The organism is Brevundimonas sp. FV2ps16 (assembly GCF_058681075.1).
In genome coordinates, this window is sequence record NZ_CM178728.1 from 808307 (window position 1) to 830994 (window position 22688).

24 protein-coding genes and 1 tRNA gene are annotated in these 22688 nt (G+C 67.6%); 12 read left to right on the forward strand and 13 right to left on the reverse strand.

All coding sequences use genetic code 11. The annotated features are described in order from the left end of the window. Window positions 1-59 precede the first annotated feature (59 nt). Window positions 60-1469: a coniferyl aldehyde dehydrogenase gene (locus tag ACW170_RS03785; RefSeq protein WP_492088358.1), complete on the reverse strand. Its 1410-nt coding sequence runs from the start codon at window positions 1467-1469 to the stop codon at window positions 60-62. 224 nt (window positions 1470-1693) lie between these two features. Between ACW170_RS03785 and ACW170_RS03790 the strand changes: the two genes are divergently transcribed. The 5 genes from ACW170_RS03790 to arfB all read left to right on the forward strand — a co-directional run bounded on the left by ACW170_RS03790 (window position 1694) and on the right by arfB (window position 4123). After that, window positions 1694-1879 (forward strand): hypothetical protein, encoded by a 186-nt coding sequence (locus tag ACW170_RS03790; protein WP_492088359.1) that lies wholly within the window; start codon window positions 1694-1696, stop codon window positions 1877-1879. Window positions 1880-1910: 31 nt separating this feature from the next. Beyond that, the gene (locus ACW170_RS03795) at window positions 1911-2399 is read left to right on the forward strand and encodes a hypothetical protein (RefSeq protein ID WP_492088360.1); all 489 of its coding nucleotides are present in this window, start codon (window positions 1911-1913) and stop codon (window positions 2397-2399) included. Between the two features lie 289 nt (window positions 2400-2688). Continuing rightward, window positions 2689-3186, forward strand: a complete 498-nt coding sequence (locus ACW170_RS03800; protein ID WP_492088361.1) for a hypothetical protein — start codon at window positions 2689-2691, stop codon at window positions 3184-3186. 80 nt (window positions 3187-3266) lie between these two features. Beyond that, entirely contained in the window at window positions 3267-3725 is a 459-nt protein-coding gene (locus ACW170_RS03805) for a YaiI/YqxD family protein (RefSeq protein WP_492088362.1), read from the forward strand. Continuing rightward, complete coding sequence (arfB, locus tag ACW170_RS03810) at window positions 3722-4123, forward strand: alternative ribosome rescue aminoacyl-tRNA hydrolase ArfB (protein WP_492088363.1); 402 nt, start codon at window positions 3722-3724, stop codon at window positions 4121-4123. Before ACW170_RS03805 ends, arfB begins: the two co-directional genes overlap by 4 nt. A gap of 13 nt (window positions 4124-4136) precedes the next feature. On the opposite strand, the gene ACW170_RS03815 is transcribed toward arfB, so the two are convergent. The 4 genes from ACW170_RS03815 to ACW170_RS03830 are packed head-to-tail and all read right to left on the reverse strand — an operon-like array spanning window position 4137 to window position 7734. Next, the gene (locus ACW170_RS03815; protein ID WP_492088364.1) at window positions 4137-4586 is read right to left on the reverse strand and encodes a hypothetical protein; all 450 of its coding nucleotides are present in this window, start codon (window positions 4584-4586) and stop codon (window positions 4137-4139) included. A gap of 13 nt (window positions 4587-4599) precedes the next feature. Further along, the gene (gene ubiB / locus ACW170_RS03820; RefSeq protein WP_492088365.1) at window positions 4600-6177 is read right to left on the reverse strand and encodes a 2-polyprenylphenol 6-hydroxylase; all 1578 of its coding nucleotides are present in this window, start codon (window positions 6175-6177) and stop codon (window positions 4600-4602) included. Further along, entirely contained in the window at window positions 6165-6953 is a 789-nt protein-coding gene (locus tag ACW170_RS03825) for a class I SAM-dependent methyltransferase (protein ID WP_492088366.1), read from the reverse strand. The genes ubiB and ACW170_RS03825 overlap by 13 nt, the downstream gene beginning before the upstream one ends. Before the next feature lie 40 nt (window positions 6954-6993). Beyond that, window positions 6994-7734 (reverse strand): Crp/Fnr family transcriptional regulator, encoded by a 741-nt coding sequence (locus tag ACW170_RS03830; protein ID WP_492088367.1) that lies wholly within the window; start codon window positions 7732-7734, stop codon window positions 6994-6996. Window positions 7735-7899: 165 nt separating this feature from the next. Between ACW170_RS03830 and ACW170_RS03835 the strand changes: the two genes are divergently transcribed. The 3 genes from ACW170_RS03835 (at window position 7900) to ACW170_RS03845 (ending at window position 9250) form a co-directional block, all read left to right on the forward strand. After that, the gene (locus ACW170_RS03835) at window positions 7900-8205 is read left to right on the forward strand and encodes a 4a-hydroxytetrahydrobiopterin dehydratase (RefSeq protein ID WP_492088368.1); all 306 of its coding nucleotides are present in this window, start codon (window positions 7900-7902) and stop codon (window positions 8203-8205) included. Beyond that, window positions 8202-9002, forward strand: a complete 801-nt coding sequence (locus ACW170_RS03840) for an SDR family oxidoreductase (protein WP_492088369.1) — start codon at window positions 8202-8204, stop codon at window positions 9000-9002. The genes ACW170_RS03835 and ACW170_RS03840 overlap by 4 nt, the downstream gene beginning before the upstream one ends. A 171-nt stretch (window positions 9003-9173) precedes the next feature. After that, window positions 9174-9250, forward strand: a tRNA-Arg gene (locus ACW170_RS03845). A 17-nt stretch (window positions 9251-9267) separates the two neighbouring features. Here ACW170_RS03845 and ACW170_RS03850 read toward each other — a convergent pair. From ACW170_RS03850 to ACW170_RS03865, 4 genes are all read right to left on the reverse strand, one after another. Beyond that, window positions 9268-10455 carry an alkaline phosphatase gene (locus ACW170_RS03850; protein ID WP_492088370.1) on the reverse strand — a complete coding sequence of 396 codons (1188 nt, stop codon included), beginning with the start codon at window positions 10453-10455 and terminating at the stop codon, window positions 9268-9270. Between the two features lie 110 nt (window positions 10456-10565). After that, window positions 10566-10859, reverse strand: coding sequence for a DUF167 domain-containing protein (locus tag ACW170_RS03855; RefSeq protein WP_492088371.1), 294 nt, complete (start codon window positions 10857-10859; stop codon window positions 10566-10568). A gap of 88 nt (window positions 10860-10947) precedes the next feature. Continuing rightward, a complete protein-coding gene (locus tag ACW170_RS03860; RefSeq protein WP_492088372.1) occupies window positions 10948-11877 on the reverse strand; it encodes an electron transfer flavoprotein subunit alpha/FixB family protein in 930 nt (309 codons plus the stop codon). Between the two features lies 1 nt (window position 11878). Continuing rightward, a complete protein-coding gene (locus tag ACW170_RS03865) occupies window positions 11879-12643 on the reverse strand; it encodes an electron transfer flavoprotein subunit beta/FixA family protein (RefSeq protein WP_492088373.1) in 765 nt (254 codons plus the stop codon). A gap of 115 nt (window positions 12644-12758) precedes the next feature. Here ACW170_RS03865 and ACW170_RS03870 point away from each other — a divergent pair, with 115 nt between their 5' ends. Further along, complete coding sequence (locus tag ACW170_RS03870; protein WP_492088374.1) at window positions 12759-13103, forward strand: hypothetical protein; 345 nt, start codon at window positions 12759-12761, stop codon at window positions 13101-13103. A 1046-nt stretch (window positions 13104-14149) separates the two neighbouring features. On the opposite strand, the gene ACW170_RS03875 is transcribed toward ACW170_RS03870, so the two are convergent. Together ACW170_RS03875 and ACW170_RS03880 are read right to left on the reverse strand one after the other, a co-directional pair. Beyond that, a complete protein-coding gene (locus ACW170_RS03875; protein WP_426025678.1) occupies window positions 14150-14722 on the reverse strand; it encodes a cob(I)yrinic acid a,c-diamide adenosyltransferase in 573 nt (190 codons plus the stop codon). 2 nt (window positions 14723-14724) lie between these two features. After that, window positions 14725-14928 carry a twin transmembrane helix small protein gene (locus tag ACW170_RS03880; RefSeq protein WP_492088375.1) on the reverse strand — a complete coding sequence of 68 codons (204 nt, stop codon included), beginning with the start codon at window positions 14926-14928 and terminating at the stop codon, window positions 14725-14727. Between the two features lie 145 nt (window positions 14929-15073). Between ACW170_RS03880 and ACW170_RS03885 the strand changes: the two genes are divergently transcribed. The 3 genes from ACW170_RS03885 to ACW170_RS03895 all read left to right on the forward strand — a co-directional run bounded on the left by ACW170_RS03885 (window position 15074) and on the right by ACW170_RS03895 (window position 18488). Then, window positions 15074-16321 carry a TonB-dependent receptor plug domain-containing protein gene (locus ACW170_RS03885; RefSeq protein WP_492088376.1) on the forward strand — a complete coding sequence of 416 codons (1248 nt, stop codon included), beginning with the start codon at window positions 15074-15076 and terminating at the stop codon, window positions 16319-16321. After that, complete coding sequence (locus ACW170_RS03890) at window positions 16293-17243, forward strand: TonB-dependent receptor domain-containing protein (protein WP_492089133.1); 951 nt, start codon at window positions 16293-16295, stop codon at window positions 17241-17243. Before ACW170_RS03885 ends, ACW170_RS03890 begins: the two co-directional genes overlap by 29 nt. Before the next feature lie 90 nt (window positions 17244-17333). Beyond that, on the forward strand, window positions 17334-18488 hold the full coding sequence (locus tag ACW170_RS03895; protein WP_492088377.1) for a hypothetical protein: 1155 nt from the start codon (window positions 17334-17336) through the stop codon (window positions 18486-18488). A 1-nt stretch (window position 18489) separates the two neighbouring features. Here ACW170_RS03895 and ACW170_RS03900 read toward each other — a convergent pair whose 3' ends face one another. Continuing rightward, the gene (locus tag ACW170_RS03900; RefSeq protein WP_492088378.1) at window positions 18490-20628 is read right to left on the reverse strand and encodes a phage terminase large subunit family protein; all 2139 of its coding nucleotides are present in this window, start codon (window positions 20626-20628) and stop codon (window positions 18490-18492) included. Window positions 20629-21094: 466 nt separating this feature from the next. Then, a complete protein-coding gene (locus ACW170_RS03905; RefSeq protein ID WP_492088379.1) occupies window positions 21095-22555 on the reverse strand; it encodes a P-loop ATPase, Sll1717 family in 1461 nt (486 codons plus the stop codon). Window positions 22556-22688: the final 133 nt, after the last annotated feature.

The window sequence follows — 22688 nt, forward strand, 5'->3', positions numbered from 1 at the left end:
CCTTTCAGGTCTGAAGGAAAAGGGCGGGACCGCAGGGTTCCGCCCTTTTTCGTCTCCGCCTACCGGGCCAGAAACCGCAGGGCCGTGCGCGCCAGCCGGCCCGCCGCCCCGTCCCAAGGCGGCCCCAGCCGCTCAAAGGCGTTCACCGGCCCCACGTCATAGACCGCCCGCGCATGGCTGAAGCGTTTGAAGCCCTCAGGCCCGTGATAGGCGCCCAGGCCGCTGGGGCCGACGCCGCCGAACGGCAGGTCGTTCTGGGCGATATGGAGCATGGTCCCGTTCAGGGTCACGCCGCCCGACAGGCCGGACCCCAGGATCCGGTCCCGCGTCCGCGCCTGGTTGGTGAAGCCGTAAAGGGCCAGGGGCCGGGGCCGGGCGGCCACGAAGGCCAGGGCTTCATCCAGGCTGTCATAGCCGACCACCGGCAGGACCGGGCCGAAGATCTCCTCCTGCATCAACAGGCCGTCGGTCGGCGGGTTCAGCACCAGGGTCGGGGCGATCTTGCCGTTGTCCCCCTCGCCCGCATCCGGATGTTCCAGCACCACGGCCCCCGCCGCCTTCGCCGCCGCCACCGCCTCGCGCAGCCGCACCCGGTGGCGTTCGCTGATCACCCCGCTGTAGTCGGGATTGTCCTGAAGGGTCGGATAGGCCCGCCGCGCCTGACCCATCACGGCCTCGGCGAAGGCCCGGACCTGCCCGGCCGGGACCAGGGCGTAGTCGGGGGCGATACAGGTCTGACCCGCGTTCAGGAACTTGCCGAAGGCGATCGACCGCGCCGCCTTCTCAAGCGGATAGTCGGGCGCCACCACGGCCGGCGACTTGCCCCCCAGCTCCAGCGTCACCGGCGTCAGGTTTTCCGCCGCCGCCCGCATCACCTCGCGCCCCACCCGCGTCGATCCGGTGAAGACCAGATGGTCGAAGGCCAGACGCGAAAAGGCCTGGGCCGTGTCCACCCCGCCGTTGACCACCGTCAGCACCGCCGGATCGAACCGCTCGGCCACGGCGGCCTCCAGCAGGGCCCCGAAGGCGGGCGTCAACTCGGACGGCTTGATCATCACCCGATTGCCCGCCGCCAGGGCGTCCACCGTCGGCCCCAGGGCCAGCAGCAGCGGATAGTTCCACGGCGCGATCACCCCGACCACGCCCAGGGGCTCATGCCGGATCCAGGCCCGCGACGGCTGGAACATCAGGTCCGCCGGACGCCGCTCGTCGCGCATCCACCGCCCCAGATGGGCGCGCGCATGGTCCAGGCTGCGGATCAGGGGCGTGACCTCCAGCAGCCCCGTCTCCATCGCCGACCGCGCCCCGAAATCCGCATCTATGGCCCGCGCAAAGGCCTCGCGCCGCTCCAGCACCAGGGCCTTCAGCCCCTCCAGCCGCCCGCGCCGCGCCTGCGCCGACGCCGCCCCCTCCGCCCGCGACGCCGCATGCTGAAGCCCGAACCGGTCCGAGAGCCCGTCGTGTGTCATCGCATCCAGACCCTTCGCCGCGCCGGCCGCAATCGCCCGACCGCCCCACTTCTCAAACCCGCCCCGGCCGGGGTCAAGCCCTGTCTCCTCCCCCTCTGGGGGAGGGGGCGCGGCGCGTCTTCCGCGCCGTGACGGAGGGGGTGCGTCCGCAACACCGGCACCCTCTTGCGGACCGCTGCGATGCGGGTCCAAATGGGTCGCTGACGACTGCGGGAGGGCAGACGATGTCGAAACTGAAGATTGCCTTATGGGCAGCCGTCGCCGCCTTCGTTCACGGGACTTTCCGAACCAGTTTTCCGCCTGAATGGGGCGGACAGCTCGGCCTGTTCGCCCTGGTCGTCGTGGCCATCCCGACGCTCGGCTGGACCATCGAATATGTTCGTCGGCGGCAGGTCGAGAGGCATGCCTAGGCGATAGACGCCAGAGCCAGACCGGCCACGCATGCGACTATTCCGAAACCCCTGGCTACAGGCCGTACTCCTGGGCGCAGGCCTGTTCGCCCTCTCCCTGCTCATCCGAGCGGCGGCCAATATGGTCGTCGGCAGTTTCACCGCCGGCCCCGGCGCGCCGGACGCCATGGTCGCCGCCCAGGATACGGTCTCGCGGTTCGCCTATGGGTTTCTCCTGGCCGTGTTTCTGCCTGCGGTCATCGAGACGCCGCTGGTCGTCTGGGCGGTCCGGCGCGCCCGCGACGACGCCCCCAGCCTCGGGCTGGCCTTCATCATCGCGATCATTGCGGCGCTCGCCTGGCTGTTGCACGGCATGAGCCCCGGCTCGCTCGGCCAGGCGGCCGCCTTCGCCGTGATGGCCTACGCCGCCTGGGGTTGGTCGCGACGGCTGGGACGGCTTCGCGCCTACGCCCTGCCGACCCTGTCGCACGCCGTCTGGAACAGCATCGGCCTAGCCCTCTTCATGGCCAACCCAAGCTGAGCCCAGCCCCCGACCTGCCGCCCCCACACCCGACACCTCCCCCTCTGGGGGACGCAGCGCGGCGCGTCTTCCGCGCCGTGACGGAGGGGGTGTGTCCGCAAGACCGGCGCCTCTGCGGCGTCCAGAGCCCCTCCACCGCTTCGCGGTCCCCCTCCCCGCGAAGCGAGGAGGAGACAAGAATATCCGCCCAGGTCTGCTTTCCGATCAGACGCCGACTTCGCCAATCGACTCGTAACGGATCGTCGCTTCTCGACATTGCACCGGACAGCCGCCCGGGCCAAACTACGGTATGAAACTACAAACCCGCCGTACAATTTTGAGGGCGTCGCCTTTGAAGTTTTGGGGCTTATATGGCGTCGTGTGGTTGGCCATCGGGTTAGTCTGGATCGAGCCTTTTTGGACCGCAGGCTCCATCAGCGAGTTCCTCGCTTCGGGCAGCAAGTCAGCACATCGATGGCCTATCGCCGCGCTTGCGGCCTTGGTGGCGGCGCCAATTTCGATTTTAGCTTTCGCCAAGATTTTGCGCCATCGAGGCGCATTATTGTCGATATCGGGGTCAATTCTCTCAAGCCCGTATTTTCGGAAGCCTTTGAATTTTGACTCGGCCCATTTTTGGCTCAGACGCAGCATCTACGGCGCTTCCGAGCTTGTCGTGCTCAGCGACGGAGTTGAGCATACAGTTCCACTCATTTTTGCCGCAGGCACGCCGCACATGAACCTGGAAAGAATCATTGAGATCAGCGGCTCAAATGAAACTGCCAAGCGACAACCGATTGCCCTCACCTAGCCCCCTTCGGCCCTGTTTCAGCTTCCTGTAAGCCCACCCCACCCTCGACGACCCGCCCCCGTCCGCGCTAGGTCAGGCCCATGCCGACCGCCCTCTACATCGACGCCGACGCCTGCCCGGTGAAGGAGGAGGTCTATCGCGTGGCGCGGCGCTATGGGCTGAAGACCTATGTGGTCTCCAACGGCTGGATGCAGGTCCCGCGCGAGGCCCTGATCGAACAGGTGGTGGTGGACGCCGGGCCGGACGTGGCCGACGACTGGATCGCCGAACGGGCGGGCCTGGGCGATGTGGTCATCACCGCCGACATCCCCCTGGCGGACCGCTGCCTGAAGGCGGGCGCCCAGGCGCTGAAGTCCAACGGACAGCCCTTCACCCCGGACTCGATCGGCTCGGCCCTGGCGGGGCGGATGGTGGGCGAGCATCTGCGCTCGATGGGGGTGGCGACGTCCGGCCCGCCGCCGTTTTCGGCCGCCGACCGGTCGCGGTTTCTTCAGGCCCTGGACCAGGCCGTGGTCAAGGCGCGCAGGGTCGCGACATGACGACCATCCCCGAGGACGAGCTGGAGTTCCACTTCTACCGCGCCGGCGGACCGGGCGGCCAGAACGTCAACAAGGTCTCGACCGCCGTCCAGATGCGGTTCGACGTCAAGAACTCCCCCAGCCTGACCGAACCAGTGAAGCAGCGGCTGATGAAGCTGGCCGGCAGCCGGCTGACGCTGGAGGGGGTGATCCTGATCACCGCCGTCCGCCACCGCACCCAGGAGCGCAACCGCGCCGACGCGATGGAACGGCTTCAGGCCATGGTGGACGAGGCCTCGATCCGCCCCGTCTTCCGCGTCCCGACCCGCCCGACCAAGGCCTCCAAGGAACGCCGGCTGAAGGCCAAGACCAGCCGCGCCTCGATCAAGTCGGGACGCGGCCGCCCGACCCTAGATTAGGTCAGGCCTCGCCCTAGCCTTCGACGGGTCGGAACCGCAGCCCGGCGATCCGGTCCTCGGGATCGAACAGGATCATCCACTCGGTCACCTTGTTGTCGAAGGTGACGCGGAACAGCTGGGCCTCGCCCTCGGCCTTCTGGAACTCGACCGTGCGGACGGCGCCGAAGCTCTTGATCAGGGGGCTGATCTCGGGCGACAGCTGGCGCATCCGGGTCGCCAGATCGGGGGTGAAGACCGAATAGTCGAAGCCCGCGCCCTGAACCGCCGCGATCACCCCGCGCAGGGCCGCCTCGGCCCGGGCGATGTCCGGCGCCTGGCCCTCGACGGGAGCCGGAGCGGGCGCAGCGGCAGGCGCCGCATCGAAAGCGTTGGGCACCGAACCAGCAGCCGCCTGGGCCAGCGCGGGCGCCGGGGCGGCAAACAGGGCTGCGGCGAGAACCGTCTTGATCAGGTTGGTCTTCATGCGAAGGCTCCGGTCAGTGCAGATAGGGCCAAACAGAGAGCCCCAGGGCCGTCAGGGCCGCGACTGTCGCGACCGTGATTGAAGCCGTCACCCAAGCGGGAGTTCCCGACTTTTCGATGACCACCGCCGCCGGACGCGGCGGGTCCTGCACCAGGCGCGAGATGGCCCGCGCCGCCGCAATCATCTCGTTCAGGGCGTCGCGCGCCTGGGCCTGGGGCCCCAGCTCGCGGCGGATCCAGCGTTCGACCACCGGCTGGGCGGCCTTCCACAGGTCGTGGTCGGGCTGAAGCCGGCGCGCCACCCCCTCGACCGAGACCATGGTCTTCTGCAGCAGGATCAGTTCGGGCCTCAGCCGCATGTCGAACAGGGCGGTGATCTCGAACAACTGGCCCAGCAGCCGGCCCATCGACACCTGGCTGGCGGCGCGTCCGATCACCGGCTCGCCCACCGCGCGCAGGGCCTGGGCAAAGGTCTCGACCGAGTGATGCGGCGGCACATAGCCGGCCTCGAAATGGACCCGGGCGATCCGGTCGTAGTCGCGGCTGATGAAGCCCCACAGGATCTCGGCCAGATAGCGCCGCTCGGCCGGGCCCAGCCGCCCGACGATACCGAAGTCGATGGCGGTCAGGTGCGCCGGCGCGCTGGCGAACAGATTGCCCTCGTGCAGATCGGCGTGGAACACCCCGTGGTCCAGGGCCTGAACCAGGAAGGCCCGCACCACATTGTCGGCCAGCAGATCGGTGTCGAGCCCCGGCAGGTCCGCCAGGGCCGGATCGGTCATGGGCACGCCCTTGGCCCATTCCAGCGTCAGCACCCGCTTGCCCACCCCGTCCCAGACGACGGCGGGGGCGGACATATAGCCGTCCTTGGCCAGGACATCGGCCATCTCGCTGGCGGCGGCCGCCTCCAGCCGCATGTCCAGCTCCAGATCCATGGAGTTGGCGATGGTCTCGACGAAGGCCTGGGGCTCCAGCCGGCGCGACAGGGGCGCCAGCCGGTACACCAGGGCGGCGCCCAGCCGCATGGCGTCCAGACCGTCGGCGACCCGGCGCTCGACCCCCGGCCGCAGCACCTTGACCGCCACCGCACGCCCATCCGCCAGGGTCGCCCGGTGCGCCTGGGCCAGGGAGGCGGCGGCGACCGGCGGGCTCAGGTCGATGAACAGGCTCTCGACCGGCCGACCCAGCGATTTCTCGATCTCGCGCCGCGCCTCTTCGATCGAAAAGGGCGGCAGGGCGTCCTTCAGCCGGCCCAGGTCGCGCGCGAATTGCAGGCCGAAGATGTCGGCGCGGGTGGCCAGGACCTGGCCCAGCTTGATCGCCACCGGCCCCAGGTGCTCGAACGCCTTGCCCAGCCTCTGGCCCGGCCGGCCCTGGCGTCCGTCGCGGCCGGACAGCATCTGCACCGCGCGGGCGAAGGGTCGGGCCCAGACGGGCAGCAGGGGGTTGGCCTCGCGCGGGATCAGGGCGTCATGGCGCGCCAGAACCCACAGCCAGCCCAGCAGGCGCAGAAAGGCCCCCACCGGGTTCTGCACCGCGACCGTGGCGGGCGGCGGCGGGGCCGTGCGATAGATCCGGGTCAGATCGCCCACCCGTGGTGAATGGCGGCGATCCCGCCCGACAGATTGGTCACCGAGACGCGCTTGAAGCCGGCGTCCTCGATCAGGCCCTTGAAAGCCGTCTGGTCGGGGAAGCGGCGGATGCTCTCGACCAGATACTGATAACTGTCGCGATCCTTGGCCACCCAGCCGCCGATGCGCGGAATGGCGTGGAAGGACCAGGCGTCATACAGTTTGCGCACCGGCCCGGTCGTGGGCCGCGAGAACTCCAGGCACAGGAACCGGCCGCCCGGCTTCAGCACGCGCCGCGCCTCGGCCAGGGCCTTGTCGATATGGGCCACGTTGCGGATGCCGAAACTGATCGAATAGGCGTCGACCGAGGCGTCCGGCAGCGGCAGGTTCATCGCATCCCCGACCGACCAGCTCATCTCCGGCTCGCCGCCCTTGTGCACCCCGGCCAGGATCATCTCGGCGTTATAGTCCAGCACGATGACATTGGCGTCTTCGCCCCCGCGCCGTTCCTGGGCCGCGCGGGCCATCTTCGAATAGCGGCGGGCCATGTCGCCGGTGCCGCCGGCCACGTCCAGTATGGTCTCGCCGGGCCGGGGATTCAGCTTGGCGGCGGCGATGTCCTTCCAGACGCGGTGGACGCCGACGCTCATCAGGTCGTTCATGACGTCGTAGCTGGAGGCGACGGAATCAAAGACCCCGCGCACCATCTTCACCTTCTCGCGCGCATCGACGTCGCGGAAGCCGAAGGAGGAACGGTCGCCCGACGAATGCGGGCCATGGGAGGAGGCGTCGGTCATGATCCGGGGTCTAGCGCGTCACGCGTCGCCCGTCACGCGATCAGGCGGCTTCCGATCCGGCTTCCGATCCCGCTTCCGGGCCGGCTTCAGGCTGGGGCAGCTCCAGATCCTTCATCACCTCGCGCATCAGGCCGTAACAGCCGCACGAGGCGGCCTCCAGCCCGTCGCGGTCCAGCACCCGAACCCAGCCCCGGCCGCGCTGGATCAGCCTCTTGCCCTCCAGCAGGGTGCCGACCTCGGACACGGTGGCGCGGCGCACCCCCAGCATGCCGGCGATGTCGGCCTGGGTCAGATCGACCCGGTCGTCCTCGGCCCGGTCGTGCAGCATCAGCAGCCAGCGCGCCAGCCGCTCGTCCAGCCTGTGCTGGGCGTTGCAGGCGGCGGCCTGCTGCACCTGGGCCATCAGGCCTTCGGTAAAGCGCGACAAGGCCGAACGCAGGCTTTCGCTCTCGTCCAGCGCCGCGCCGAACGCCTCGGCCGAACAGACGGCGGCGACCCCGTCGCCCTGGGATATGGCGCGGCTGGCGGCCCGGGCGTTGAACGGGCCGCAGGTCACCCCGACCAGGCCCTCGCGGCCGATGGCGGCGGTCTCGACCATCTTGTCGTCAGGCAGGACGGTCATCAGCGAGACCACCCCCTTGATCGGGAACCAGACCTGATCGACCGCCTCGCCGGCGTCGTACAGCATCTGCCCGCGCGTCACCTCGCGTTCCTCCAGATGGGGTTCGATCCGCTCGCGGTCCGCCGGATCGAGGGCGGCGATCCACAGATTGTCCATCATCCTCTTTCCTCCACATCCAACGTCCGCAGCAACGCTTTACGTCGCCGATCAACGCCCAAGCTTCGCTCCGCGTTCCGCGACCATTTCTGGGTCATATCGGGGCGTCGTCTGGACGCTTGCCGCGCCCGCACGAACGCCCTACGCCTTGGAAAAAAGAGGAAGCCCATGACCGACGTCCGCATCGAGGTTGCGAAAGCGCTCGAAACCCTGCCCGCCTGGCGCGCCGACGACGGCGACCGCCCGGCGATCGCGCGTTCGCTCAAGTTCGCCGATTTCAACGCCGCCTTCGGCTTCATGACCCGCGTCGCCCTGATGGCCGACAAGATGGATCATCACCCCGAATGGTCGAACGTCTACAATCGCGTCGAGGTGCTGCTGACCACCCATGACGCCGACGGCGTCACCAACAAGGATGTGACCCTGGCCCGGTTCATCGACCGCGCCGCCGCCGAAATGGGGGCGATGTCGTGAGCGTCGCCGCCCCCCGCACCGGCCGCGTCGCCGGCAAGACCGCCCTGATCACCGGCGCCGCCGGCGGTCTGGGCGAAGCCATGGCCTTCATGATGGCCCGCGAGGGCGCCCGCCTGGCCCTGACCGACATCGACGGCGACCGCGCCGCCGCCCTGGCCGCCCGGATCAACGCCGAAATCCCCGGCGCCGCCTTCGCCTACGCCCACGACGTCGCCAGCGAAGCCCAGTGGGAACAGGTGATCGCCGCCGCCGTCGCCGACCTTGGCGGCCTGTCGGTCCTGGTCAACAACGCCGGCGTCGGCGGCCCCCTGGCCTTCGTCGAACAGGACACAGTCGACAACTGGCAGCGTCAGTACGAGATCAATCTGCGTTCGATCATGCTGGGCGCCAAATACGCCATGCCGCACCTGCGCGCCGCCGCCCCGGCCTCGATCATCAACATCTCGTCCATCGCCGGCCTGGTCGCCGCCCCCGGCATGGGCGCCTATAACGCCACCAAGGCCGCCGTCTGGATGTACACCAAGACCCTGGCGCTCGAAGCGGCCAAGGCCGACTGGAACGTGCGCTGCAACTCGGTCCACCCGGTCTTCATCAAGACCCCGATCCTCGACCCCTTCATCGCCATGGCCGGCGGCGACGAGGCCAAGGCCCACGAACGACTGACCCGCGGCATACCGCTGAAACGGATCGGCGAACCGGACGACGTGGCCTACTGCGTCCTCTACCTCGCCTCCGACGAATCCAAATTCGTCACGGGGTCCGAGTTCAAGATCGACGGCGGCATGACCGCGCAATAGGGCGTGAACGCCCTATTGCTTTCTTAGGGGGCCTACCGCGCTTCGCGCTGCTTGAGGCCGGGGTGTTCGCGGGTCGATGTTCAGGGCGGTTGATGACGCTCATCCGCTTATTCGGGATTGAGACCGCCCGCCGCTTGCTGTAAGCGGCCTCTTCGGCGTCTCGCCGACCACGCACCCGTAGCTCAGCTGGATAGAGTACTGCCCTCCGAAGGCAGGGGTCACAGGTTCGAATCCTGTCGGGTGCGCCACTTTCTCTCTTGAAGTCTCAGTCGCCGGACGACGGGGTCCAGCCGAAGGCCTTCATCATCACATCGAACAGATGGGTGTTGGGGAAATAACCCCGCACCCGTTCGGCGCCGACGCCGATGGCCAGGGCCGGGACTTCCTCGGCCGTATGGGTGCGGTTGACCATGACGTTCTCCAATCGGACCACGCGGTCGTCGCCGTCCCGCGCCGCCCAGGCCTCATAGCCTTCCAGCAGGGCTTGGCCGCGACGCCCGCCGTCGACCTGCAGGCCGAAGGAGTGATCGGCGGTGAAGATCATCAGGGTGTCGTCCAGATCGACGCGCGACTGCACCTCGGCGATCAGCCGATCCAGATCGGCGATGTTCTGCAGCCCCTCGCGCGGATCGTCGGTATGGGCGTCCCATTCCACCACCAGCAGATAGCCCTTGTCCCCCGCCTGCAGCAGGTCCAGCGCTCTCAGGGTCGCCGCCCGCACGTCGATCTCATCGGCCACGACCACGGGCCGCCGGTTCCCCGCCGGCGCTGCGTCCAGCGTCGCATAGATCGGCCGGTCGTGCGCCCGGGCCAGGCTGTCATAGCTGACGCCGTTCGCCTTCATCTGTTCGGCGATCTTCGCCCGGCCCGCGCCCATCAGCACATCCACCCCGTCGCCGAAGCGCGGCGAAAAGGCCTGGGGGAAGATCTCGCCCCATTTGGCGCGGTCGTTCGAATGGGCGTAGGTCGCCGCCGGGGTCGCGTCGGTGATCGGACGGTCGGTCACCACCCCGGTCAGCAGGCCGTGCTCCTCGGCGTATTCCAGCACCGTCTTGGTCGGCGTCCCGTCGCGCCGGCCGCGTTCGCCGTCAGGCCCCTGGCTGATCACGCCGTTATGGGTCTTCACCCCGGTGACGATGGCGCTCATGCCGTTGGCCGAATCCGAGACGAAGGCGTCGACCGGCGAGGTCTCGCTGAGCCCCAGGTTCGGCCATTGCTGGATATGGAGCTTCAGCGGCTCGCCATAGGCCATCACGCTGGCCGCATGGACCGAAGCCACGCCGCCGGCGTCCGCCAGGAACAGGATCACATTCTTCGCCCGGCCCTGGCCCTGGCTCTGTTCGACGGGCGGACGGGCCGCCGTCTGGGCCGAGGCCCCAGAGGCGCCCCCAGAGACGCAAACACCGATCGCAAGCGCAAGCGCGGAAGCCAGGCGGAGGGAGACAGGGGTCATGGGCGTCGGTCCAGCAAATCAGACAAGACCACCCGCGTCCCCCGATCCGCCCCGGCCTGTCTACCGCGAACCTGTGACAATTCCCGTCCGCCGGCGCGGTTGCGGGCGGTTCAGCCCGCCTCGCCGACGACCGCGTCGATCCGCGCCTTCAACTCGACCTCGTCGAGCCCCTCGACCTCGATCATCTTCAGCCGCGACTGACCGCCGCGCGCCAGATCGACCGAGGATTTCGACACGCCCAGCGCCTTGGCGAGGAACTTGACCAGGGCGGCGTTGGCCTCGCCGTCCACCGGCCGGGCGCGCAGCCGCACCTTCAGCACGCTGCGGCCCTCGGGATCCAGATCCCAGCCGTCGATCCGGTCGCTGGAGGCGCCGGGCTGTAGCTTGATGGGCAGTCGGGCCATTCGGTCCTGCGCAAACGCGAAAGGGCGCGACGTCCGGCGTCGCGCCCTTCCCTTATCGGATAATCCCGCCGAGCCTCAGCCCAAAGCCTCAACCCAGGGCGGTCATCAGTTCCGGCACGATGGTCTTGTAGTCGCCGACCAGACCGTAGTCCGCGACCTGGAAGATCGGGGCGTCTGGGTCCTTGTTGATGGCGACGATGATCTTGGAGTCCTTCATCCCGGCCAGGTGCTGGATGGCGCCCGAAATGCCGATGGCGATGTACAGGGCCGGAGCCACCACCTTGCCGGTCTGGCCGACCTGATAGTCGTTCGGCGCATAGCCGGCGTCCACCGCCGCGCGCGAGGCGCCGATGGCGGCGCCCAGCTTGTCGGCCAGGGGCTCCATCACGGCATGGAACTCCTCCGCCGAGCCCAGGGCGCGACCGCCCGAGACCACGATCTTGGCGGCGCCCAGTTCCGGACGGTCCGACTTGACCATTTCCTCGGCGACGAACGTCGTCTTGGGCGCATCGGCGCCGGCGACGCTCTCGACCGGGGCGGAACCGCCCTCGGCCGCGGCGGCGAAGGCCGTCGGGCGCACGGTGATCACCTTCTTGGCGTCGCCCGACTGGATCGTCTCCAGGGCGTTGCCGGCGTAGATCGGACGCACGAAGGTATCGGCCGACACCACCTCGATGATGTCCGAGATCGGAGCCACATCCAGCTTGGCGGCGATCCGGGGCGCGAAATTCTTCCCGTCGGTCGAGGCGGGCGTCAGGATGGCGTCGTAGCCGGCGGCCAGCGGGACCACGGTGGCCTCGACGGCCTCGGCCAGCACCTTGCCCAGGCCGGCGCTCTCGGCCAGCAGCACCTTGCGGACGCCGGTGATCTTGGCGGCGCTGTCGGCGGCGGCCTGAGCCCCCTGCCCGACCACCAGAACGTCCACCTCGGACGACAGGGCCAGGGCGGCGGTCACGGTCTTGTGGGTGGTGTCGCGAACGGCCGAGCCGTCGTGATCGGCGATGACGAGGACAGCCATATTACAGCACTCCCGCGGACTTGAGGGTTTCGACCAGTTGGGCGGCGCTGTCGATCTTGACGCCCGCGGCGCGCTTGGGCGGCTCGGTGACCTTCAGGACCTTCAGACGGTCGGCGACATCGACGCCGTAGTCGGCGACCGCCTTGACGGCGATCTCCTTCTTCTTGGCCTTCATGATGTTCGGCAGCGACGCATAGCGCGGCGTGTTCAGCCGCAGGTCCACCGTCACCACCGCCGGCAGTTCGGCGGCGATGGTCTGCAACCCGCCGTCAACCTCGCGCGTCACCGTAGCCTTGCCGCCTTCAACCACCAGCTTGCCGGCGAACGTCGCCTGGGGCCAATCCAGCAGGGCGGCCAGCATCTGACCCACAGCATTATTGTCGCCGTCGATCGACTGTTTGCCCATCAGCACCAGGTCGGGCTTTTCTTCCTCGACCACCGCCTTCAGCAGCTTGGCGACCGCCAGCGGCTCCAGGTCCGCATCCGACTGGATCAGCACGCCCCGGTCCGCGCCCATGGCCAGGGCGGTGCGGATGGTTTCCTGGGCCTGGGTCACGCCGATGGAGACCACGACGATCTCGGTCGCGGTGCCGGCGGCGTGATGTTCCTTGCCTTCCTTCAGACGAACCGCCTCTTCGACGGCGATTTCGTCGAAGGGATTCATGCTCATCTTGACGTTGGCCAGATCGACGCCGGACTGGTCAGCCTTGACGCGGGCCTTGACGTTATAGTCGATCACCCGTTTGACGGGGACGAGAACCTTCATGGGTCTATCCGTGAATTCGCCTGAATGTAGGGGCAGGACATGGAGCGGTCGCGAAGGCCTGTCAACGTAACGCGGGGTCAAGCTCCCGTGCAAAACCCGCCTAACGGATCCTGAGATGAAGCGTTTTCTGACCTTTCCCCGCCTGGCCATGATCTTCTTCGCCCTGTTCGGCGTCGCCGTGGCGGGGGTTTTCGCGGTCCAGGCCTATTGGGTCGCGCCGGGCGAACGCTGCGAGGCGGCGGGCAAATGGTACGACATGGAAAACCGCATCTGCGCCCAGCCCATCTCCATCGCCGAGATCACCGGCCGCCCCAACGGCGTCTCCCGCGCCCAGGCCTCGGACGAAAAGAACCGCGAACTGATCCGCATCGAAGACCAGCTCGCCGCCCAGGACCGCGCCCGCGCCGCCGAAATCACCCGCCAGAAGGCGGCCTTGGCTGCGGCCCGACCGGCGACCTGATCGGATAACGTCACCTCTCCACGCGCGAAGGCGCGTGGAACCAGACCCTCTCCCGCTTGCGGGAGAGGTGGCCCGGCGTTCGCGAAGCGAACCAGGGTCGGAGAGGGAAGTGTCTCTCAAAAGAAGACTTCCCCCATCGTCAGCCGTCTCGCTCCGCTCGACGAGCTGACACTTCCCCCGCAAGCGGGGGAAGATCTGTGACCACGATTCACCTCCCCGTCGGCGAAGGCCGACGGGGAGGACAGGCGGGAGCGTCAGCGAGCGCCAGGTGGGGGCGACTCGGTGTCAGACGCTGGCGTGGTCATCACCCCCGTCGGAGTCGCCCCCGCCTGGTCGCAAGCGCGACCGGTCCTCCCCACGCGCCTTCGCGCGCGGAGAGGTGACGCCGCCGTCTCCTCTTTCGTCATGTACGGACGGTGTAGCCCTACCGCACCGCTTCAGCTCGCACGCCTGGCGAGAGATCGTCTTGCCCGCTCCCTGACGCCCGCCTACTCTAGGAACCGGCCCCTCCACCCGGAGGTTGCGGCCAAAGGGGGTCTTCTATGCCGTCTGTGCGTCGCCTTGCGCTTGTCGCGGCGGGGGCCTTGGCCCGTGACGCCCCTCCATCGCTTTGACGGAGACATGAACGACACGGCGGCGCTTGAGTCCTGGGTGACGACGCTTCCGCACTGATGGGGGCGGCGACAAGGATGCGATGCGCGCGCGAAGGCGCGGGGAACCAGACCCTCTCCCGCTTGCGGGAGAGGTGGCCCGGCGTTCGCGAAGCGAACCAGGGTCGGAGAGGGAAGTCTTTTTTCAGCAAAGCAAAACGCCCCCCATCGTCAGGCGTGTCGCTGCGCGCCACGACCTGACACTTCCCCCGCAAGCGGGGGAAGATCTGCGAACGCTAGGTGGGGGCGACTCGGCGCCAGACGCTGGTCCGGTCATCCCCGCCGCCGGAGTCGCCCCCGCCTGGTCGCAAGCGCGACCTGTCCTCCCCCCGCGCCTTCGCGCGCTGAGAGGTGACGCCGCCCTCTCTTCTTTCGTCCTGTATGGACGTTACACCCCTACCGCGTCGCCCCCGGCTTCCACTTCACGTCGTTGGCCCCGTTCGCATTCGCCCGCCGCCCCGCCACGAACAGGTGATCCGACAGCCGGTTCAGATACCGCACCGCCGCGCCGTTGACCGCCTCGCCCGCCTCGACCAGCCGCACCGCCTCGCGCTCGGCGCGGCGGCACACGGTCCGGGCTACGTGCAGATGGGCCGACAGGGGCGAGCCGCCGGGCAGGATGAAACTGTCCAGCGGCTTCAGGCTTTCGTTCATCCAGTCGATTTCCTGCTCCAGCCGCTCGACCTGGCTGTCCAGGATGCGCAGCGCCTCCCAGGCCGGGGGCGGGTCCAGCGGGGTGGCCAGGTCGGCGCCCAGGTCGAACAGCTCGTTCTGGATCCGGGCCAGCATGGCGTCGATCCGGTCGTTCTGGCCGCTGTTCAGCCGGGCCACGCCCAGGACGGCGTTCAGTTCGTCCACCGCGCCGTAAGCCTCGACCCGGGGATCAGCCTTGGACACCGGCGCGCCCGAGGCCAGCCGCGTCTGCCCGTCGTCGCCGGTGCGGGTGTAGATCTTGTTCAGCGTCACCATGATCAGCCCCCTTGCGTTGCCTTCCACACCATGCCGCCGACCAGGATCACCACGGCCACGGCCTGAAGCCCGACCCGCCACCGCATCAGTTTGTTGGAATGGCTCCGGGCGTAGTCCCCGCCCCGAAACAGCGAATAGAGGCCCAGACCCAGCGTCACCGTGACGGCGGCGATGGCGGCGATGACCAGGATGTCGAACATCTGCATGGCCCTGTTCTAGTCCCGGCCCGCGTCAGGCGCCAGCGACCCCCCGCAGGTCGCCCCCTTGCGACCGATCGGCACACCCCCCTTGGCCCCCAACTGCGAATGATGTTGAGAGGCGCTCGCAATATTAACCGGGGCAGTACCTGTGATGAGACTTTCGACCCGCAATCGATTTCTGGCCGGCGCGGCCTGCGCGTTCAGTCTGACCTCGGGGCCCGCCCTGGCCCAGGCCTCGGGGCAAAAGGCTGATCCCGCCGCGACCCTGGACGACATCGTCGTCACCGCCGCCGGCTTCGAACAGCGGATCGAACAGGCCCCCGCCTCCATCAGCGTCCTGTCCCGGTCCGAGCTGGAGCGCGAACGCTATCAGAGCCTGGCCGAGGCCCTGGCCAATGTCGAAGGCGTCGATGTAGGCGCCACGGCGGGCAAGACCGGCGGCCTGAACATCTCCATTCGCGGCATGCCGTCCGACTACACCCTGGTCCTGATCGACGGCCGTCGCCAGAACGCCGCCGGCTCCATCACTCCCAACGGCTTCGGCGAGACCTCGACCAGCTTCATCCCGCCCATGTCGTCCATCGAACGGATCGAGGTGGTGCGCGGTCCGGTCTCGACCCTCTACGGCTCCGACGCCATGGGCGGGGTGGTCAATATCATCACCCGCAAGGTCGGGACGGTCTGGACCGGGGCGATCACCGCCGACGCCACGGTTCAGGGCGACGACCAGTTCGGCAATCTGTACGGCTCAAACCTCTATGCCTCGGGCCCGCTGATCCCCGGCCTGCTGGGCGGAGCCCTGCGCGGCCGCTACCAGACCCGCGAAGCCTCCGAACTGACCTACGAGACCGATGCCGGCGGCAATGCGGTCGTCAGCACGCGCGGCCCCAGCCCGGTCGAGAACGAGATCTGGTCGCTGGGCGGCCGTCTGGCCCTGACGCCCCACCCCGACCACGACCTGATGCTGGACGTGGACGTGACCCGCCAGTGGTACGACAACTCGGCCGGCCAGCTGGGGACCCTGGGCATCCAGGGCTACGCCCCGGACATGGAGTTCAACCAGGAGGAATATGTCCTGGCCCACAACTGGCGCCTGCCCTTCGGCGAACTCCAGTCCACCCTGTCGCGCGGCGAACGCGAGACCATCGGCCGTATCGTCCCGGCCGGGGTGCCGGGCGCCGGCGGTCCGCGCGAGCTGACGGCGACCAACACCATCTTCGACACCAAGCTGTTCTCGGCCTGGCGCAACCACAGCTTCACCGTCGGCGGCCAGTACTGGGACGCCGAAATGATCGACGGGGTCGCCGTCGCCCCCTACGAGCACCAGCAATGGGCTGTTCGCCGAGGACGAATGGCGGTTCACCGACACCCTGGCCCTGACCCTGGGCGCCCGTCATGACGACCACAGCCAGTTCGGCTCCCATTTCAGCCCGCGCGCCTATCTGGTGTGGAACGCCACGACCAACTGGACCCTGAAGGGCGGCGTCAGTCAGGGCTTCAAGACCCCGCGCCTGGACCAGATCGTCGACGGGATCACCGGCTTCACCGGCCAGGGCACGCGCCCGACCGTCGGCACCCCGAGCCTGAAGCCCGAGACCAGCACCAGTTCGGAACTGGCCGTCTTCTACGACAACCGCTCGAACTTCCGCGCCAATCTGACCGTCTTCAACAACGACTTCGAGGACAAGATCGCCACCGGCGTGCCGCTGAACAACTGTTCGTTCGGCCTGACCCAGGCCCAGTACGCCGCCGGCGAACAGGCCCTGCCCAACTGCGCCGACTACGGCTTCTGGCCCCTGGTCGAGACCTTCGGCCAGACGGTCAATATCGACGAGGCGGTGACGCGCGGGGTCGAGGCCGCCTTCCGCTGGGGCTTCGCCCCCGACTGGTCGCTGAGCGGCAACTACACCTACACCGACTCCGAGCAGAAGAGCGGGACCCAGGCGGGTCGGCCGCTCAGCGACACGCCCGAACACATGCTGAACGCCGCCGTCCGCTGGACCGTCACCGACCAGCTGAACCTGTGGCTGCGCGGCGAATATCGCAGCGAACGCTATCGCTCCGAGGATTCATCGACCAGCCGGGCCAAGGCCACCTGGGGCGACTACCGCGCCTATGAGGTCTTCCACCTGGGCGGGTCCTACGCCGTCAACGACCGCGTCACGATCAACGGCGCCGTCTACAACCTGCTGGACAAGGACTTCGTCAGCTACGGCTCCTACGTCAGCAATGTGAACACCGGCGCCGTCGCCTACACCAACCTCTACGCCAATAATCAGGAGCCCCGGCGCCTGTGGCTGTCGGTCACGGCCGCCTTCTGATCCTGATGAGCGGGGGGCGGTTCGCCGACCCCCGGTCTTTTTACGGCGAAGCTAAGCCATTGGTCACCATTGTTGGCGCAGTGTGCCGCCATGACTGATCGCGTCGTCCGCAATCTCGAGCATCTCAGAAGCTCGGCCTCCACCGCCCGGGTGCTGAACCTGCTGCGCGTGTGGGAGGAGAACGGCGACAGCCGGTCCGACGGCGCCGTGCGCAATCCCGACTGGGCCGCCCGGCCGATCTTCCGCACCTCCGCCCTGAACCGCAGCCTGATCATCAAGCACCGGCTGCGGCGCAACGAGATCGATCTCTTCCCCGGCCGCCGCCAGGTCGCCACCAAGATGGTCATCCCCATCGACGACGAGGATCTGAAGACCGGCGGCCGATACGCCTTCGTCAACCAGATCGGCTTCGAGCGGATGATGGCCGAGGCCTTCGGCCTCTCCGCCGGCCATCCCGACCTCGAGACCCTGCGCCTGATCGACCGGCTGCCGTCGCTGGACCCCTTCCTGCTGCGCGAGCAGCTGCGGCGCGGCGGGCTGGACCCGGCGCCCTGCTATTTCTCCATCAGCGACGGCGACCTGGCGCGAATGCAGAGCTTCGTCCACGCCGAGATCGAGCCCCTGGTCACCCTCAGTCTGGGCGACGACACCATCGCCGTCGCCTCGGACTCGGCGGCGCGGATGGCGGCCAAGATCCTGTCCAACAGCCCCGGCGACCAGCTGGAGGCCCTGCGCCTCACCCTGCGCCTGGCGCCGGAGCAGTATCAGGAGGGGGTCTTCTGCTGGAAGGGCTTCCTCTACTACAAATGGACCCTGTCCACCCTGCTGGGCGAGGTCGCGATGGTCGCCGAGGCCGTGCGCACCTTCAAGCCGACCGGCAAGGTCGACCGCGTCGCCCGCGAGCATCTGGACCGCAGCCGCGCCGTCCTGCGCGGTCGCATCATCCGCACCTGCGACGAGGTCAGCCGCACCCTGCGCATCTATGACGACGCCTACGCCCGCCTGACGCAAGAAGGCCGCCCCACCGCCTTCCGCGACTTCCTGCTGGACGCCCCCTCCATGTTCGCCAAGCTGGGCGACCAGCTGGGCGCCGTGCAACATATCGTCAGCTACTGGCGCTTCCGCTTCCGCCCCGCCGCCCATCCCCCCGGCGTCGAGGAGCTGATGGACATCTTCATGGACTTCGAGACCGGCCTGCTGGGCCGCGGCGAGCTGCCCGACGACATCGCCGTGATGGCGGCCTAGCCTACAGCGCCCGCACCCGCGGCCCCTCGCCCCGGCCGTCCAGCATCAGGTCGGTGACGGCCCAGACCAGGGCGTCGGCCCGGTCCCAGTGCCCCTCCCCCGATCCGGCAGCCTGCCCTTCTTCCTCGGCGCCCAGGTCCATCAGCTCCTCCTCCAGCGCCGCGAACGCGCCCGCATGCCGCACCCGTCCCTGTTCATACAGGGCCGCCACCGGCTCGGCCCGCGCCGCCTTGCCGCGCGAGGCCCGCACGGCGGTAAAGCCGATGTTCTCCCCATCCGCCCCGCACCCGGCCGCCTTCAGCACCGCCTCGACCATGTCCCCGCCCTGGTTGACCTCGCCGACGATGCGGACCGCGCCGAACAGCCGCGCCGTCTCCATGGCCCGCTCGGCCCATTTCTGCGGCGACAGCCCCCGCATCGAGCGGTCGGCCAGCACCCAGGCCGTATCCCCGCGCCGCCCCACCGCCACGATGCCGCAGGCGTCCCCGCCGCGCGAACAGGTCGGGTCCAGCCCCACCACCACCCGCTCATAGACCGGCCGCCCGTCAACAGAGACCGGCGCCTCCCCCCGCGCCGCCGCCATCATCTCGGCGGTGAACAGCCCGCCCTCGGGCTCGACCACCTGGCCCTCCAGCTCCTGCGCCGCCCGCCGCGTCCCGCCGTACAGCCGCTCCAGCCCCTCCAGAAACCCCGGCGCCAGATGATCCCCATTGTCCCGCGTCGTCGCATGGGTGAGCGCACATGACGCCTCGGCGCGGAGCGCCTTGAGCGCCCTTGTCGGGCGCGGCGTGGTCGTAACAACGAGCCGGGGGCTATCGCTCGGCTCGCGGAGCCTCGCTACTTTAGCCCCCACTCCCCCGTCTGACGCCGCGTGTGCATCGACGGCTGGGGAGTCCGGGTTGGGCAACCTCAACCTCAGCCCCATCCGCAGCAGGGCCAGCGTCTCCCCGCCGTTGCGCCAGGCGCAGAATTCGTCGGCCCAGGCGGCGGCGAACTGGGGGCCGCGCAGGCTGTCGGGGTCTTCGGCCGAGAAGACGAAGGCCTCGGCCCCGTTCGGAAACACCAGCCGCCGCCGCGACGGCTGATACTCCGGCCCCCGCCACTCCACCGCCCCATCCAATCCAACCCCCGTCCAGCGCGGCAGGCTCATCACCCCCGACGGCCCGGCGATCATCACCTCGCGCACATCGTGCAAAGTCGGCCCGATCAGCGCCAGCCGCCCGCCCGGCCCCAGCCGCTCGGCCATGTCCGCGATCCACGACGCCCCCGCCAGAGTCTTGCCCGCCCCCCGCCCGCCCAGAAACAACCAGGTCGACCACGCCCCCTCCGGCGGCCTCTGCGCCGGACGCAACACCAACCCGCCATTGCCCTGACCGTCCCCGTCGCCGCTTTCGAGCGAACCGGGGGTCTGGGGGCTCATGTAGCCCGCAGGGCGATAGCCCCCAGGCAAACCAGGGGTCTGGAGGCTCAAGCAGCCCGAAGGGCGGTAACCCCCAGGAAAAGAAGCGCCCGCAGGGCGCGTGCGCGTGCGCGTCCGCTTCAGCTCCTGTTCGATCACCCGCTCAAACTGTTCCTTGGCCAGGGCGATCCGCCCCATCACCCCGAACTGACCCTCGCGGCCCGCCTGCTGCATCCGCTCCCAGAACTCGGCCCGCGTCGCCTCCAGATCGGCCGGATCGATGGTCACGCCCCAGATCGCCGCCGCCGCCTCCGGCTCAGGCCGCCGGTTTCCGGGCGGCGGCTCGCCCGCAGCCCGCGCCCTCTGCCCCTTCTGGAACCCCAGTTTCCTCGCCATCTCCGCCACGGTCGAGCCCCGGATCGGAAACCGCGCCTCGATATCGGCATAGGTCGCCCCCCGCTCCAGCAGGGCGCAGACCTCGCGCCATTGCCCCGCCGTCAGGTTGCTTTTGGGATGCCGCCAGTCGTCCGGCCGCTCGAGGACCGAGATCGACCGCCGCGCCGGATGATGGGCCGGCAGGTCGCCGATCCGCATCCCCAGCCGTTTGGCGTTCGCCGTCCAGGTGTCGTGCGACACCCCGGCCTCGGCCCGCAACGCCTTCGCCGCCTCGCCCCCATGCCACCGCCCGAACCAGACCCGCCAGGCCGCGTCATCCATCCGACTGTTGAAATGCTTCCCCATGCGGAAAAGCCTAACCCCGCCCGCATCTCAGGCGCGCAAATCGCCCATCCCGGATTTCAACCCCCTGATTTCAAAAGGGTTCGCTTTCTGAATTGCGCGCTTTCCGCCCGTCCAGCGCCCGCAATTCCCATCCTTCCGGCGCCCCCGCCAAAAGGACCGACCGCGTCGAAAAGGGCCGCCCCGACCCACCGCCGTCCTTCCCCTGTCGTCATCCTCGGGCTTGTCCCGAGGATCCATACTCCCGGTCTCAACGACGGCGCACCCTGCGGACACACCGGGCTTATGGATCCTCGGGACAAGCCCGAGGATGACGGGTCTAGAGAGGCGAGGATGACGAACCTGGGGACCGCGCCCCAAGCCCCTACCGGCCGTCCGCCCCCTCGTCCGTCTTCACGTCGCCGGCGTCGCAACCGATACCGCTTTCAGTAGCGGTGTTTCAGTTCAGCGGTCGACGCCCTGGCGGCCATTATCCGGCGCGCTTCTCGCGAAGCTTTGCGTACTCTTTGAGTCCGGGGTGAACTTTGAACTTGTTGGCCCCACTATCCCATCCCGCCTCGGGATCCGTATACTGAAACGCCCACCCAGAACCACCATAACCGCTACGTCTAGAATAGCCAATAACTGAAAATCGATATAAAAGCGCCAGCGCTTCCTCAGCTGACACAGAGTTATCGGCGGTTTTTCTATTCAGATATTCTTTCTCAAACTCAGACCGCTCAAATGTAATCGTACTAATTGCCGACAGGGCTTGAAGAGCTTGGTCCCATTTTGGCCAATGGCTTCCTATTTCATCGTCGAGTTCCTGCTTCAAGTAGCGAGAATACTCATCACGAGAGGCGATAATATCCTTGTTAGTGATGTGGGTGGGCTCAGCACATCGCTTTTTGGCCTCAGATAGAATGATATTCAGAAACTGGATGACATCCCTAGGCCGGAGAAAAGTCCTCGCCAGAATGTGGTCCCATTTTTTCTGCGAGCCGCGCATCAGTTCCGGCTCTGCGATATCGTCCCAGCATACTTTGGGACCAAGCTTAGATTTCAGACGATTCTCAACGAGCTCCAGCAAGTTTGCGGAATTCCACGCAATATGAAGCGCAGTATGTTGACTAATCTTATTCTTGTCTGAAAATCTAAGCTCCTCCCATAGGTCGGTGCGAAGATAGACGATTGGCGAAATCGAAACCCCATTAGCGCTGTCCAAGCGGCGTACGTCACGGGCGGCCAAAACGAGACCGACGAACATTTGCGCACGTTTTTCATCGAGCTTCGCCATTCCTTGATCAAGCTCATCGAAGTGGAGCAGCAACTGCCGCTGCCCAGTATCTTTCGCAACTTCGACTACGGCGGTCATAATGGCCGTCGTCAGCGCGTTGAGTTCCAGACCCAGCCCGTGGTCTTTCGCCTTTCGGTCGAGCTCGATCCCTCCAAGCTGATTGCCCATCACGGCGGGCGAGAAAGAGAGTTTCGACAGCGAAATCCTAGGCGGCCTTAGAATTTCGGCTAGGCTTGGCGTCACGCCACCATAATTGTCATTCAGAAACTTGGTCAGAGTGGTGGAATGCATACTCTTCCACGCATCGGGATGCTCCAGCACCAAGGAGGCGAGCTCCACGGCTACGAGGTATCGCCATGACGCTACATAGGCTTCGATTTCGGAAGCACCATGGTCAATTCGAGCGGCGTGGACATTCCAGGGGTAGCCGCGCAGATTGAGCGGCCTAGAGCCTGACTCCCTCTGTCCACCCTCAGTGAAGTAGCGAACAAGCGCCGTCTTTCCCGTGCCTTTTCGGCCGAGCGCCATGTATGCTGAGCCGGTCTGAATTGTCTCAACAGCACGGGTTGCTAGGAAATAATCTAGAACCGCATCTTCCTCGGCTGCTACGCCTCCGAAAGTCTCGAATCCCGATAGTGAGTATGTCGATGGCATTGGTTCCTCCGTGTGCCCCGACGCTACATTGCGGACCACAACACAACCAGCAGCTTTTTATAAGCCGCCTCAATCCCTTCGTCTGGATTGGGATCACCGCTGTCGTCTTGAAGTAGACCGATTGCGTCGGATC

Coding starts and splice junctions, on each gene's coding strand:
- ACW170_RS03785 (WP_492088358.1), bottom strand. CDS start 1,469: ATGACACACGACGGGCTCTCGGACCGGTTCGGGCTTCAGCATGCGGCG.
- ACW170_RS03790 (WP_492088359.1), top strand. CDS start 1,694: ATGTCGAAACTGAAGATTGCCTTATGGGCAGCCGTCGCCGCCTTCGTT.
- ACW170_RS03795 (WP_492088360.1), top strand. CDS start 1,911: ATGCGACTATTCCGAAACCCCTGGCTACAGGCCGTACTCCTGGGCGCA.
- ACW170_RS03800 (WP_492088361.1), top strand. CDS start 2,689: ATGAAACTACAAACCCGCCGTACAATTTTGAGGGCGTCGCCTTTGAAG.
- ACW170_RS03805 (WP_492088362.1), top strand. CDS start 3,267: ATGCCGACCGCCCTCTACATCGACGCCGACGCCTGCCCGGTGAAGGAG.
- arfB (WP_492088363.1), top strand. CDS start 3,722: ATGACGACCATCCCCGAGGACGAGCTGGAGTTCCACTTCTACCGCGCC.
- ACW170_RS03815 (WP_492088364.1), bottom strand. CDS start 4,586: ATGAAGACCAACCTGATCAAGACGGTTCTCGCCGCAGCCCTGTTTGCC.
- ACW170_RS03825 (WP_492088366.1), bottom strand. CDS start 6,953: ATGACCGACGCCTCCTCCCATGGCCCGCATTCGTCGGGCGACCGTTCC.
- ACW170_RS03830 (WP_492088367.1), bottom strand. CDS start 7,734: ATGATGGACAATCTGTGGATCGCCGCCCTCGATCCGGCGGACCGCGAG.
- ACW170_RS03835 (WP_492088368.1), top strand. CDS start 7,900: ATGACCGACGTCCGCATCGAGGTTGCGAAAGCGCTCGAAACCCTGCCC.
- ACW170_RS03850 (WP_492088370.1), bottom strand. CDS start 10,455: ATGACCCCTGTCTCCCTCCGCCTGGCTTCCGCGCTTGCGCTTGCGATC.
- ACW170_RS03855 (WP_492088371.1), bottom strand. CDS start 10,859: ATGGCCCGACTGCCCATCAAGCTACAGCCCGGCGCCTCCAGCGACCGG.
- ACW170_RS03860 (WP_492088372.1), bottom strand. CDS start 11,877: ATGGCTGTCCTCGTCATCGCCGATCACGACGGCTCGGCCGTTCGCGAC.
- ACW170_RS03865 (WP_492088373.1), bottom strand. CDS start 12,643: ATGAAGGTTCTCGTCCCCGTCAAACGGGTGATCGACTATAACGTCAAG.
- ACW170_RS03870 (WP_492088374.1), top strand. CDS start 12,759: ATGAAGCGTTTTCTGACCTTTCCCCGCCTGGCCATGATCTTCTTCGCC.
- ACW170_RS03875 (WP_426025678.1), bottom strand. CDS start 14,722: ATGGTGACGCTGAACAAGATCTACACCCGCACCGGCGACGACGGGCAG.
- ACW170_RS03880 (WP_492088375.1), bottom strand. CDS start 14,928: ATGCAGATGTTCGACATCCTGGTCATCGCCGCCATCGCCGCCGTCACG.
- ACW170_RS03885 (WP_492088376.1), top strand. CDS start 15,074: ATGAGACTTTCGACCCGCAATCGATTTCTGGCCGGCGCGGCCTGCGCG.
- ACW170_RS03895 (WP_492088377.1), top strand. CDS start 17,334: ATGACTGATCGCGTCGTCCGCAATCTCGAGCATCTCAGAAGCTCGGCC.
- ACW170_RS03900 (WP_492088378.1), bottom strand. CDS start 20,628: ATGGGGAAGCATTTCAACAGTCGGATGGATGACGCGGCCTGGCGGGTC.
- ACW170_RS03905 (WP_492088379.1), bottom strand. CDS start 22,555: ATGCCATCGACATACTCACTATCGGGATTCGAGACTTTCGGAGGCGTA.